Annotated in this window: 11 protein-coding genes; 5 read left to right on the top strand and 6 right to left on the bottom strand. The window is 71.1% G+C overall.

From position 1 onward, the window contains the following. Nucleotide 1: 1 nt before the first annotated feature. The 3 genes from secF to ACICHK_RS08870 all read left to right on the top strand — a co-directional run bounded on the left by secF (nucleotide 2) and on the right by ACICHK_RS08870 (nucleotide 4,450). Nucleotides 2-1,120: a protein translocase subunit SecF gene (gene secF / locus ACICHK_RS08880; RefSeq protein ID WP_406836484.1), complete on the top strand. Its 1,119-nt coding sequence runs from the start codon at nucleotides 2-4 to the stop codon at nucleotides 1,118-1,120. After that, nucleotides 1,117-1,656: an adenine phosphoribosyltransferase gene (locus ACICHK_RS08875; protein WP_151468457.1), complete on the top strand. Its 540-nt coding sequence runs from the start codon at nucleotides 1,117-1,119 to the stop codon at nucleotides 1,654-1,656. Before secF ends, ACICHK_RS08875 begins: the two co-directional genes overlap by 4 nt. Nucleotides 1,657-1,885: 229 nt before the next feature. Then, entirely contained in the window at nucleotides 1,886-4,450 is a 2,565-nt protein-coding gene (locus tag ACICHK_RS08870) for a RelA/SpoT family protein (protein WP_406836483.1), read from the top strand. Between the two features lie 117 nt (nucleotides 4,451-4,567). Here the strand turns inward: ACICHK_RS08870 and ACICHK_RS08865 are convergent, their stop codons facing one another. Together ACICHK_RS08865 and ACICHK_RS08860 are read right to left on the bottom strand one after the other, a co-directional pair. Continuing rightward, a complete protein-coding gene (locus ACICHK_RS08865; protein ID WP_406836482.1) occupies nucleotides 4,568-5,797 on the bottom strand; it encodes a DUF349 domain-containing protein in 1,230 nt (409 codons plus the stop codon). 135 nt (nucleotides 5,798-5,932) lie between these two features. Further along, nucleotides 5,933-6,763 carry a peptidylprolyl isomerase gene (locus ACICHK_RS08860; RefSeq protein ID WP_151468459.1) on the bottom strand — a complete coding sequence of 277 codons (831 nt, stop codon included), beginning with the start codon at nucleotides 6,761-6,763 and terminating at the stop codon, nucleotides 5,933-5,935. A gap of 179 nt (nucleotides 6,764-6,942) precedes the next feature. On the opposite strand from ACICHK_RS08860, the gene ACICHK_RS08855 reads away from it, so the two are divergent. Next, nucleotides 6,943-7,656 (top strand): MBL fold metallo-hydrolase, encoded by a 714-nt coding sequence (locus ACICHK_RS08855; protein WP_406836481.1) that lies wholly within the window; start codon nucleotides 6,943-6,945, stop codon nucleotides 7,654-7,656. A 10-nt stretch (nucleotides 7,657-7,666) separates the two neighbouring features. Continuing rightward, nucleotides 7,667-8,929 (top strand): histidine--tRNA ligase, encoded by a 1,263-nt coding sequence (gene hisS, locus ACICHK_RS08850; RefSeq protein ID WP_406836480.1) that lies wholly within the window; start codon nucleotides 7,667-7,669, stop codon nucleotides 8,927-8,929. 132 nt (nucleotides 8,930-9,061) lie between these two features. Here hisS and ACICHK_RS08845 read toward each other — a convergent pair whose 3' ends face one another. Genes ACICHK_RS08845 through ACICHK_RS08830 form a run of 4 tightly spaced genes read right to left on the bottom strand, consistent with a single transcriptional unit; the run spans nucleotide 9,062 to nucleotide 12,661 of the window. Then, complete coding sequence (locus ACICHK_RS08845; protein ID WP_103547803.1) at nucleotides 9,062-9,685, bottom strand: response regulator transcription factor; 624 nt, start codon at nucleotides 9,683-9,685, stop codon at nucleotides 9,062-9,064. Beyond that, on the bottom strand, nucleotides 9,682-10,992 hold the full coding sequence (locus ACICHK_RS08840) for a sensor histidine kinase (protein WP_406836479.1): 1,311 nt from the start codon (nucleotides 10,990-10,992) through the stop codon (nucleotides 9,682-9,684). The genes ACICHK_RS08845 and ACICHK_RS08840 overlap by 4 nt, the downstream gene beginning before the upstream one ends. Further along, nucleotides 10,950-11,798 carry an ABC transporter permease gene (locus ACICHK_RS08835; RefSeq protein WP_406836478.1) on the bottom strand — a complete coding sequence of 283 codons (849 nt, stop codon included), beginning with the start codon at nucleotides 11,796-11,798 and terminating at the stop codon, nucleotides 10,950-10,952. Before ACICHK_RS08835 ends, ACICHK_RS08840 begins: the two co-directional genes overlap by 43 nt. Next, nucleotides 11,795-12,661 carry an ABC transporter ATP-binding protein gene (locus ACICHK_RS08830; protein WP_406836477.1) on the bottom strand — a complete coding sequence of 289 codons (867 nt, stop codon included), beginning with the start codon at nucleotides 12,659-12,661 and terminating at the stop codon, nucleotides 11,795-11,797. The genes ACICHK_RS08835 and ACICHK_RS08830 overlap by 4 nt, the downstream gene beginning before the upstream one ends. Nucleotides 12,662-12,745 lie beyond the last annotated feature (84 nt).

The raw sequence follows: 12,745 nt of genomic DNA, 5'->3' as shown, positions 1-12,745 counted from the left end.
GATGTCGAAACTCGGCACCCTCGGCGCCCGGCTCCACCGCGGCGAGATCGGCTACGACTTCGTCGGCAAGCGCAAGATCTGGTACGGCATCTCGATCCTGATCACCATCACGGCCATCCTCGGCCTGACGGTGCGGGGCCTGAACATGGGCATCGAGTTCCAGGGCGGCGCCGTCTTCACCACCGGCAAGAGCCCGGTCTCGGTGAGCCAGGCGGAGACGTACGCGGAAGAGGCCTCCGGCCACGACGCCGTCGTCCAGAAGCTCGGCAACGGCGGACTGCGCATCCAGATCGCCGGCATCGACACCGACAAGTCGGACGCGATCAAGGAAAAGCTCGCCACCGACCTGAAGGTCGACTCCGAGAAGATCAACGCCGACCTGGTCGGCCCCAGCTGGGGTGACCAGATCGCCAACAAGGCCTGGGAGGGCCTGGCGATCTTCATGGTCCTGGTCGTGGTCTACCTGGCGATCGCCTTCGAGTGGCGCATGGCCATCGCGGCCCTGGTCGCCCTGATCCACGACATCACCATCACGGTCGGCATCTACGCGCTGGTCGGCTTCGAGGTCACCCCGGGCACCGTGATCGGTCTGCTCACGATCCTCGGTTACTCGCTCTACGACACGGTCGTCGTCTTCGACAGCCTCAAGGAGCAGACGAAGGGGATCACCAAGCAGACCCGCTGGACCTACAGCGACGTCGCCGACCGCTCGATCAACAGCACCCTGGTGCGTTCGATCAACACCACGGTCGTCGCGCTGCTGCCGGTCGCCGGCCTGCTGTTCATCGGTGGCGGCGTCCTCGGCGCCGGCATGCTCAACGACATCTCGCTGTCGCTGTTCGTCGGTCTCGCGGCCGGTGCGTACTCCTCGATCTTCATCGCCACGCCGCTCGTCGCCGACCTCAAGGAGCGCGAGCCGGAGATGAAGGCCCTGCGCAAGCGGGTCCTCGCCAAGCGGGCCCAGGCGGCCGCCACGGGCGAGTCCCTGGAGCCGCAGGCGACCGGGTCCTCGTACGAGGACGACGACCTGGACGACGCCGCCCCGGCGGTCGTCGGCCCCCGCCACCAGCCCGCGTCCCGCGCCCGCGGCCGCGGCCGTCCCTCGGGGAAGCGCCGATGACCGGCATCGAAGAGCTGCTGACCAGCCGCATCCGTGACGTGGCCGACTACCCGGAGCCGGGAGTGATGTTCAAGGACATCACCCCGCTCCTGGCCGACCCGGCCGCGTTCGGCGCGCTGACCGGCGCCCTGGCGGACATCGCCGTGCGCAACGGCGCCACCAAGATCGTCGGCCTGGAGGCCCGCGGCTTCATCCTCGGAGCCCCGGTCGCCGTCCACGCCGGGATCGGCTTCATCCCCGTGCGCAAGGCGGGCAAGCTCCCCGGAGCGACCCTGTCGCAGGCGTACGACCTGGAGTACGGCTCCGCCGAGATCGAGGTGCACGCCGAGGACCTGAGCGCGGCCGACCGCGTCCTGGTCGTCGACGACGTCCTCGCCACCGGCGGCACCGCGGAGGCGTCGCTCCAGCTCATCCGCAGGGCGGGCGCCGAGGTCGCGGGCGTCGCCGTGCTGATGGAGCTCGGGTTCCTGGGCGGCCGCGGCCGTCTGGAGCCGGCCCTGGCCGGGGCTCCCCTGGAGGCGCTCCTGACGGTCTGAGGACCGCGCGCACGCCATCTGGGAGTCCGCTCCCGGAAAGGCCCCCGAAAGGCCTGAGGCACCCGTAGGACACCGTGGAGGCGGGCCCGGAGGAATCCGGTGCCCGCCTCCGGCGTTCTCTCGTACGAGGCCGCCGTCGGCGGCCGACAGCGAGCCCGGCGCGGAGGATCGCTACCATGGGGTTTCCGGAGCCTGACCGGGGGACCCGGATCGCGCACGAGGAGCCCTCTTGCCAGACGAGGCCCAGCCACTCGCCCCCAGCGCGGAACGCCTGGGGCGAACCGCCTCCACCCAGCCCGAGCCAGCCTCGGGCGCCGCGGAGAAGCCCGCACGGAAGGCAGCGAGCGGGCCGGTCGAGCACGCCCAGTCCGCGCCCGACGGCACGGCCGCCGGAGGGGCGCGTCCCAAGCCCACCCCTCCCGAGCGTCCCGCGAGCACCCCGGCGGCCCGTCCGGCGGCGCCCCAGCCCACGCGCTCCGGCGGTTCCTCCAACCGCGTCCGGGCCCGCCTGGCCCGACTCGGCGTCCAGCGCTCCAACCCGTACAACCCGGTTCTGGAGCCGCTGCTGCGGATAGTGCGCAGCAACGACCCCAAGATCGAGACGTCGACGCTCCGGCAGATCGAGAAGGCGTACCAGGTCGCCGAACGCTGGCACCGGGGCCAGAAGCGCAAGAGCGGCGACCCGTACATCACGCACCCGCTCGCCGTCACCACCATCCTCGCCGAGCTGGGCATGGACCCGGCGACGCTCATGGCCGGCCTCCTGCACGACACGGTCGAGGACACCGAGTACGGCCTGGACCAGCTCCGCCGTGACTTCGGCGACTCCGTCGGCCTCCTCGTCGACGGCGTCACCAAGCTGGACAAGGTCAAGTTCGGCGAGGCCGCGCAGGCCGAGACCGTGCGCAAGATGGTCGTCGCGATGGCCAAGGACCCCCGCGTCCTGGTCATCAAGCTCGCCGACCGCCTGCACAACATGCGCACCATGCGCTACCTCAAGCGCGAGAAGCAGGAGAAGAAGGCGCGCGAGACCCTGGAGATCTACGCGCCGCTCGCCCACCGCCTGGGCATGAACACCATCAAGTGGGAACTGGAGGACCTCGCCTTCGCGATCCTCTACCCCAAGATGTACGACGAGATCGTGCGCCTGGTCGCCGAGCGCGCCCCCAAGCGCGACGAGTACCTCGCCATAGTGACCGACGAGGTCCAGTCCGACCTGCGCGCGGCCCGCATCAAGGCGACCGTCACCGGCCGCCCGAAGCACTACTACAGCGTCTACCAGAAGATGATCGTCCGCGGCCGTGACTTCGCGGAGATCTACGACCTGGTGGGCATCCGCGTCCTCGTGGACACTGTCCGCGACTGCTACGCGGCGCTCGGCACCGTGCACGCGCGATGGAACCCGGTCCCCGGCCGGTTCAAGGACTACATCGCGATGCCGAAGTTCAACATGTACCAGTCGCTGCACACGACGGTCATCGGCCCCAACGGCAAGCCCGTCGAACTCCAGATCCGTACGTTCGACATGCACCGCCGCGCCGAGTACGGCATCGCCGCGCACTGGAAGTACAAGCAGGAGACCGTCGCGGGCTCCTCCAAGATCCGCACCGACGTGCCCCGGGCGGCCAAGGGCAGCGCGGGCCAGGACACCGTCAACGACATGGCGTGGCTGCGCCAGCTGCTCGACTGGCAGAAGGAGACCGAGGACCCCAGCGAGTTCCTGGAGTCCCTGCGCTTCGACCTCTCGCGCAACGAGGTCTTCGTCTTCACGCCCAAGGGCGACGTGATAGCGCTCCCGGCCGGGGCCACCCCGGTGGACTTCGCGTACGCGGTCCACACGGAGGTCGGCCACCGGACGATAGGAGCACGGGTCAACGGACGCCTGGTGCCGCTCGAGTCCACCCTGGACAACGGCGACCTGGTCGAGGTCTTCACCTCCAAGGCGGCCGGCGCGGGCCCCTCCCGCGACTGGCTCGGCTTCGTGAAGTCGCCGCGCGCCCGCAACAAGATCCGCGCCTGGTTCTCCAAGGAACGCCGCGACGAGGCGATCGAGCACGGCAAGGACGCCATCGCCCGCGCGATGCGCAAGCAGAACCTGCCGATCCAGCGCATCCTCACCGGCGACTCCCTGGTCACCCTCGCGCACGAGATGCGCTACCCCGACATCTCGTCCCTGTACGCGGCGATCGGCGAGGGCCACGTCACCGCCCAGAGCGTCGTCCACAAGCTCGTCCAGGCGCTCGGCGGCGAGGAGGCGGCCACCGAGGAGATCGACGAGTCCGTGCCGTCGGCGCGGGGCCGCAGCCGCAAGCGGCGCAGCAACAACGACCCCGGTGTGGTCGTCAAGGGCGTCGACGACGTCTGGGTCAAGCTCGCCCGCTGCTGCACACCGGTGCCGGGCGACCCGATCATCGGCTTCGTCACCCGCGGCAGCGGAGTGTCGGTCCACCGCAGCGACTGCGTCAACGTCGACTCGCTCTCGCGCGAGCCCGAACGCATCCTCGACGTCGAATGGGCGCCGACCCAGTCCTCGGTCTTCCTGGTCGCCATACAGGTCGAGGCCCTGGACCGGTCCCGGCTCCTGTCGGACGTCACCCGCGTGCTGTCCGACCAGCACGTCAACATCCTGTCCGCGGCCGTCCAGACCTCGCGCGACCGCGTCGCCACCTCCCGGTTCACCTTCGAGATGGGCGACCCCAAGCACCTGGGACACGTCCTGAAGGCCGTACGGGGCGTCGAGGGCGTCTACGACGTGTACCGCGTGACATCGGCCCGCAGGCCCTCGGAGGCCTGACGCCCGTCCCGTCCCGCCCGGCCGCGTACCGGGCGGGACGGGACGGCACGCGAAGGGGCTCCCGTACGGTGCGTACGGGAGCCCCTTTGCGCGTGCGCGGCCGGAATCAGCCGCCGATCAGCCGCCGAACTCCTGAAGACCCTTCAGAGCCTGGTCGAGCAGCGCCTGACGGCCGTCCAGCTCCTTCTGGAGCTTGTCGGCCCTCGCGGTGTTGCCCGCGGAGCGCGCCGCCTCGATCTGGCCCTGGAGCTTGTCCACGGCGGCCTGCAGCTGACCGGTCAGACCCTCGGCACGCGCGCGTGCCTCCGGGTTCGTCCGGCGCCACTCGGTCTCCTCCGACTCCTGGAGGGCCCGCTCCACCGCGTGCATCCGGCCCTCGACCTTCGGACGGGCGTCACGCGGCACGTGGCCGATGGCCTCCCAGCGCTCGTTGATGGAACGGAAGGCCGCGCGGGCCGCCTTCAGGTCCTGCACCGGGACGAGCTTCTCGGCCTCCTCGGCCAGCTCCTCCTTGAGCTTCAGGTTCTCCGTCTGCTCCGCGTCCCGCTCGGCGAAGACCGAGCTGCGCGCCGCGAAGAACACGTCCTGGGCGCCGCGGAAGCGGTTCCACAGGTCGTCCTCGTGCTCGCGCTGGGCGCGGCCCGCGGCCTTCCAGTCCGCCATCAGCTCGCGGTAGCGGGCCGCCGTCGGACCCCAGTCCGTCGAGCCGGACAGCGCCTCGGCCTCGGCGACCAGCTTCTCCTTGGTCTTGCGGGCCTCCTCGCGCTGCGCGTCCAGCGACGCGAAGTGCGCCTTGCGCCGCTTGGAGAACGCCGAGCGGGCGTGCGAGAAGCGGTGCCACAGCTCGTCGTCCGACTTGCGGTCGAGTCGCGGCAGCCCCTTCCACGTGTCCACCAGCGCGCGCAGCCGCTCACCGGCCGCCCGCCACTGGTCGCTCTGCGCCAGCTCCTCGGCCTCGACGACCAGCGCCTCCTTGGCGTGCCGCGCCTCGTCGGACTGCTTGGCCCGCTGGACCTTGCGCTCCTCGCGGCGCGCGTCGACGGTCTCCACGAGCTTGTCGAGCCGCACCTTCAGCGCGTCCAGATCACCGACCGCGTGGTGGGCGTCCACCTGCTCGCGGATGTGGTCGATGGCGGTCTGGGCGTCCTTCGCCGACAGGTCGGTGGTCTTCACCCGCTTTTCGAGGAGGCCGATCTCGACAACCAGGCCTTCGTACTTGCGCTCGAAGTAGGCCAGCGCCTCATCAGGGGTGCCGGCCTGCCAGGAACCGACGACCTGCTCTCCGTCGGCCGTACGCACGTACACGGTGCCCGTCTCGTCGACGCGGCCCCACGGGTCGCTGCTCACAGCGCCTCCTCCACATGATGCCTGTGGGGGGCTTCGGAGCCCCCTGGCATCGTCCACAGTTTCGTCACGGCCAACATAGGCGACCAGCGGGTTGCCTGTCCGCATCCCGCGCGACCGAAGTTCCCCGGTTGACGGTCAGGACTTCGTCACCGTCGCCTTGCCGATCACCACGGTCGCGTTCGGCGCGGTGTTGCCCGTCTGGGGATCGGCGGCCTGCGCACCGGCGGCGGCGATCTTCTTCAGGACCTTCATCCCCGCGTCGGAAACCGTGCCGAACGGTGTGTAGCTGGGCGGAAGCTGGCTGTTCTGGTAGACCAGGAAGAACTGGCTGCCGCCGGTGTGCGCCTGGCCGGTGTTGGCCATGGCGACCGTGCCCGCCGGGTACACGTTGTTCTTGAGCGACTTGTCCTTCAGGTTCTCGTCCGGGATCGTGTAGCCCGGACCGCCCTGGCCGGTGCCCTGCGGGTCACCGCACTGCAGCACGTAGATGCCCTCGGTGGTGAGCCGGTGGCACTTGGTGTGGTCGAAGTAACCCTTGCCGGCGAGGAAGGCGAACGAGTTCACCGTGTGCGGGGCGGCGGACGCCTTGAGGGCGATGTCGATGTCGCCGCAGGTCGTCGCCATCTTCATGGTGTAGGCGGCGGACTTGTCGATGGTGAGCGCCGGCTCCTTCTTCCATGTGAGCGGCTTCACCTTGCCCGCGGCGGGCTTCTCGCACGGATCGGGCGCCTTGCTCGTCGGCGTCGCGCTGGGCGTGGCCTCGGCGCCCGCGTTGGCCTTCTTGCCGTCGCTCTCGAAGGCTCCGGTCGCGTACGCCGTCGCACCGCCCGCGACGACCACGCCGACGACCGCCGCGATCACCGCGTTGCGGGTTCGGGTCCTTCGTCGAGCGGATGTGCGGCGCTGCTGCTGTCGCAAGAACTTCTCCCGGGCGAGCTGACGCCGCCGCTGTTCCTGGCTGACCACCGGAGTTCTCCTCGTGCGTCTCGTACGTCGAGTGGGACGCGTGCGTCGCCTGAGCCGACCGCCTGCGTGTGCCCCGTACCGTATATGGGTTGGCTGAGGAATCGGCAGCGCCGGTAGGCTCTGATCCACAGCCGCCCGCCCGTACGACACTCGCGCGTACGCCACCACGAAGGACGATCGTGCTCATTGCCGGGTTCCCCGCCGGGGCCTGGGGGACCAACTGTTACCTGGTCGCCCCCGCCGCGGGTGAGGAGTGCGTGATCATCGACCCGGGCCATCAGGCCGCCCAGGGAGTCGAGGACGCGCTCAAGAAGCATCGGCTCAAGCCCGTCGCGGTCATCCTCACCCACGGCCACATCGACCACGTCGCCTCGGTCGTCCCGGTGTGCGGAGCGCACGACGTACCCGCCTGGATCCACCCCGCGGACCGGTACATGATGAGCGACCCCGAGAAGGCGCTCGGCCGCTCCATCGGGATGCCGCTGATGGGCGAGCTGACCGTGGGGGAGCCCGACGACGTGCGGACGCTGACCGACGGCGCCGAGCTGAAGCTGGCGGGCCTCGACCTCTCCGTCGCGCACGCCCCGGGCCATACGAAGGGGTCGGTGACGTTCCGGATGCCCGAGAGCGCGGACATCCCGTCCGTGTTCTTCTCCGGGGATCTGCTCTTCGCCGGCTCCATCGGACGCACCGACCTGCCGGGCGGCGACATGGACGAGATGCTCGACTCGCTGGGCCGTGTGTGCCTGCCGCTCGACGACTCGACCGTGGTGCTGTCCGGCCACGGCCCCCAGACGACCATCGGCCAGGAGCGCGCCACCAACCCGTATCTGCGGCAGGTGGCCGCCGGCCTGGGAGCGGACCCGACCTCCGCTCCTCGACGAGGAATGTGACAAGACTTCCGTGAGCACCTTCAGGGCCCCCAAGGGCACGTACGACCTCATTCCGCCGGACAGCGCCAAGTACCTCGCGGTCCGCGAGGCCATCGCGGCCCCGCTGCGCGACTCCGGCTACGGTTACATCGAGACGCCCGGCTTCGAGAACGTCGAACTGTTCGCCCGCGGTGTCGGTGAGTCCACCGACATCGTGACCAAGGAGATGTACGCCTTCGAGACCAAGGGCGGCGACAGGCTGGCCCTGCGCCCCGAGGGCACCGCCTCCGTGCTGCGCGCGGCCCTCGAGGCCAACCTGCACAAGGCGGGCAACCTCCCCGTCAAGCTCTGGTACTCGGGCTCGTACTACCGCTACGAGCGCCCCCAGAAGGGCCGTTACCGCCACTTCTCCCAGGTGGGTGCCGAGGCGATCGGAGCCGAGGACCCGGCGCTCGACGCCGAGCTGATCATCCTGGCGGACCAGGCGTACCGCTCGCTGGGCCTGCGGAACTTCCGCATCCTGCTGAACAGCCTGGGCGACAAGGAGTGCCGTCCCGTCTACCGGGCCGCGCTGCAGGACTTCCTGCGCGGATTGGACCTCGACGAGGACACGCTGCGCCGCGCGGAGATCAACCCGCTGCGCGTGCTCGACGACAAGCGCGAGGACGTCCAGAAGCAGCTCGGCGGGGCGCCGCTGCTGCGCGACTACCTCTGCGACGCCTGCAAGGCGTACCACGAGGAGGTGCGCGACCTGATCACGGCCGCGGGCGTCTCCTTCGAGGACGACCCGAAGCTCGTGCGCGGTCTGGACTACTACACGCGGACCACCTTCGAGTTCGTGCACGACGGTCTCGGCTCGCAGTCCGCGGTCGGCGGCGGCGGCCGTTACGACGGGCTGTCCGAGATGATCGGCGGCCCCGCGCTGCCGTCCGTCGGCTGGGCGCTGGGCGTCGACCGTACGGTGCTGGCGCTGGAGGCGGAGGGCGTGGAGCTCGAACTCCCCGCGTCCACCAGTGTGTTCGCGGTGCCGCTCGGGGAGGAGGCCCGCCGGATCCTCTTCGGCGTGGTCACCGAACTGCGCAGGGCCGGTGTCGCCGCCGACTTCTCGTACGGCGCGAAGGGGCTCAAGGGCGCGATGAAGAACGCGAACCGCAGCGGGGCCCGCTTCACGGTCGTCGCCGGTGAGCGTGACCTCGCCGAGGGCGTCGTGCAGCTCAAGGACATGGAGTCCGGGGAGCAGACGGCGGTCGCGGCCGACGCGATCGTGTCCGAACTGCGCTCACGCCTGGCCTGATCCCGCCGCTCCCGCCCCGGTGGGCCTCCCACCGGGGCGGGAACATCGGCCGGCGCGTCCGTGGGCCGGCGTCCTCTGCCGGACCGGGCACCGCGGGCCGGCGTCCGGGGTTCCGCTCCGGTGGTCCGGGGCTCACTCCAGCAGGCCGTGGCGCATGGCGCTCGTCACCGCGGCCGTCCGGTCGTCGACCCCCAGCTTCCCGAAGGCCCGCAGCAGATGGGTCTTCACGGTCGACTCGCCGATGAAGAGGCGGCGGCCGATCTCCGCGTTCGTGCAGCCCTCGGCGACCAGCCGCAGCACCGCGGTCTCCCGCTCGGAGAGACGGGGCCGCTCCGGCCTGCTGCGGAGCTGGTCGACCAGCCGGGCGGCGACCGACGGCGCCAGCACGGTCTCGCCGCGCGCCGCGGCCCGTACGGCGTCCGCGAGTTCGGCGCGCGGCAGGTCCTTCAGCAGATAGCCCGCGGCCCCGGCCTCCACCGCCCGCAGGATGTCCCGGTCCGTCTCGTACGTCGTCAGCACGACGACCCGGCAGGGCAGTCCGGCCCGCGTCATCCGCACGATCGCGTCGACGCCCCCGCCCTCGGGCATCCGCAGGTCCATGAGCACGATGTCCGGCCGGAGTTCGGCGGCCAGCGCCTCCGCGCGCGGCCCGCTGGACGCGTCGGCGACCACTTCGAGGTCCGGCTCGGCGCTGAGCATCGCGCGCAGCCCTTCGCGTACGACGGGATGGTCGTCGGCGAGGATGATCCGGATCACACGTCACTCCCGGGGACGGGCAGGCACACGGTGACGGTCGTCCCGTCGCCCGGGGCACTGCGGACGAGAGCGGTGCCGCCCACCTCGGCGGCCCGGGCGCGCAGCCCCGCCAGACCGTACCCGTCGACCGGCGCGGCGGGGTCGAAACCCCGGCCGTCGTCGCGCACCGACAGGGCCAGCGAGTCGGCGGCGTACGCGAGGCCGACCGTCACGGCGGACGGACTCCCGGCGTGCTTGCGGGCGTTGGCCAGCGCCTCCTGACAGGAGCGGAGGATCACCACCTCGGGTCCTGCGGGCAGCGGACGCACCGGGCCGGTCACGGCGATGCTCGCGTCGTGGCGGGCGGCCAGCCTCCGCAGCGCGTCGGGCAGCGTGGCGCCGTCCAGATCGGCGGGCGCCCCGCCGGCGACCAGGGCCCGTGCCTCGGCGAGGTTCTGCCGGGCGGTCTCGTCCATGAGGGCCAGATGACGGCGGGCCCCCGGCAGATCGTGGTCGAGTTCGGCCTCGACGGCCTGGACCAGCATCAGGAGGCTGGTGAAACCCTGCGCGAGGGTGTCGTGGATCTCCCGGGAGAACCGTTCGCGTTCGGACAGCGCGCCGTGCATGGCCGAGAGCCGGGCGATCTCGTGGCGGCTGGCGTCCAGCTCGGTGATGAGCTCGGCCCGTTCGCGGCTCTGTTCCATGATGCGGATGATCCAGCTCCCCAGCGCCCCCGAGAAGACGAGGGTGACCACAGCGAAGACCGAGTTGAAGAACAGGGCCTGTCCGCCGGGCCGCCACAGCAGGGCCCAGCCCGCCACCGGCGCGATGTTGATGACGGCCGAGGCGGTCAGGGCCCGGCGCAGCCGCAGCGCGATGAAGCACTGCGGGATGAGCGCGAAGGTCATCAGCCGGGTCTCGCCGACGAGCACGCCGGGCGGCAGGAACAGCAGGACCGCGCCCGCGATGTAGCCGAGGGCACGCCGCTCGTCGGGGACCTCGGCGGTGAGGACGGGCCGCCCGACCAGCAGGTACCAGGGGATCAGCAGCAGGAGCACCCCGCCCGCCGCGAGCCGGATGCGCCACCCCGGGTGCGCCGTGCCGAGCACGAACACCAGGGTGGCCACCCACACGACGGCGAAGTACGCGTCCCAGAGCCGGAACGAGAGTTCCCAGGTGTTCGACGCGCGGGCCCCGCCCGGCACCTGACCCGTCCGGGCCCCGCCCGGCACCGGACCGGTTCGGGCCCGGTCCGGCACGGGGGCCGGGCGCGCGGCCGGAGTGGTCATCCGTCGCGCCGGTTCTTCCAGCGGAAGGTCAGTAGACACAGCAGCAATCCTCCGACGCACCACGCCCCGAGCACCAGCGCGATCCGCCCGAACTCCCAGTCGCCCGCCTGCTCCAGGACCTTCGCGGAGTCGGGCAGGAACACTCCGCGCAGCCCCTGGCACATCCACTTGAGGGGGAACAGCGCGCCGATGTTCAGCATCCAGTCCGGGATGGTGTCGACGGCGATGTAGACACCGGAGACGAACTGCAGGACGAGGAAGGGCAGGACGACCACCGACGTGGCGCTCTTGCCGGACTTCGGGACCGAGCTGATCGCGATGCCGAGCAGCGCGCACGCCGTGAGCCCCAGGACGAAGATCCAGCCGAAGTCCGCCCACTTGCCGGGATCCGAGGGCAGGTCGACGCCGTACAGCGTGGTGCCGACGGTGAGCAGGACCGCCGTCTCCAGGGCGCCGGTCACCAGGACCAGCCATATCTTGCCGAAGAAGTACGCGGCCGGCGGCATCGGCGTGCCGCGCAGCCGGCGCAGCACCTTCTCGTCCCGTTCGATCGCGATCGAGATGCCGAGGGACTGGAAGCTGGTCGACATGATGCCCGCGGCCATCATCGCGGGGACGTAGAGCTGGGAGGCGGTGACGCCCGCGCCCTTCACGTCGTTGCTGAAGATCGACGCGAACAGGAACAGGAAGACGACCGGGAAGGCGAAGGTGAACACCACCTGGTCGCGCTGGCGGAAGAACTGCCTGAGCTCCAGCCCCCCGCGGCGCAGCCCCAGCCCCCAGGCGCCGGGCAGCCGGCCGGCCGCGTCCCTCGTGCCGGGCCGTACGTCGGTCGTCGTGGTCATCGCGCGTCCTCCGGGCCGGTCAGTCGCAGATAGACGTCCTCCAGGGTGGGGCGGCTCACCCGCAGTCCCGGGATCTCCCCGTCGAAGCGGCGGGTGAGTTCGGCGACCGTCCTCGTGGGGGTGTCCGTGCGCTCGCTGCGCGGGCCGCCGTCGGCCTCCGTCCACTCCACCGTGGCCTCGCTGCCGAACCGCTCGCGCAGCGCGGCCGGTTCGCCCTCGGCGACGATCTGGCCCCGCGCGACGACCGCCAGCCGGTCCGCGAGGGCCTCGGCCTCCTCCAGGTAGTGCGTGGTCAGCAGGATGGTCGTGCCCTCGTCGGCCAGCTTGCGGATCAGCTCCCAGAACTGGCGTCGCGCCGCCGGGTCGAAGCCCGTGGTCGGCTCGTCCAGGAGCAGCAGCTCGGGCCCGCCGATCACCCCGAGGGCCACGTCGAGTCGCCGGCGCTGACCGCCCGAGAGCGACTTGATCCGGCTGCCCGCCTTCGCCTCCAGGCCGACCAGACCGATGACTTCCTCGGGGTCGCGGGGATTCGGGTAATACCGGGAGAAATGCCGTACGGTCTCGCCGACCGTCAACTCGGCGGGCGCCGATTCGTCCTGCCAGACGATCCCGACGCGCGAGCGCCACGCGCGCGTGCCCGTCGCCGGGTCCGAGCCGAGCACGGAGACCTCGCCCGCGTCCCGCCGGCGATTGCCCTGGAGGATCTCCACGGTGGTGCTCTTGCCCGCTCCGTTGGGCCCGAGCAGGCCGAACACCTCGCCCCGCCGGATGCCCAGATCCATACCGTCGACCGCGGTCACGTCCCCGTACTGCTTGCGCAGCCCCCGTACGTCCACCGCGAGTCGATCCGCGTGTGTGGTCATGCGGACGAGCCTCGTCCCGAACCGAACCTTCCGGGACGGCCGTGCGTACCTTCTTATGTCCACCGAACGGTGGACGGGCAAGCT

The sequence above is a fragment of the Streptomyces sp. AHU1 genome, from assembly GCF_045343905.1.
Taxonomy (GTDB): Bacteria; Actinomycetota; Actinomycetes; order Streptomycetales; family Streptomycetaceae; genus Streptomyces; species Streptomyces triticiradicis.
This window is presented reverse-complemented; position numbering and strand designations above follow the sequence as displayed.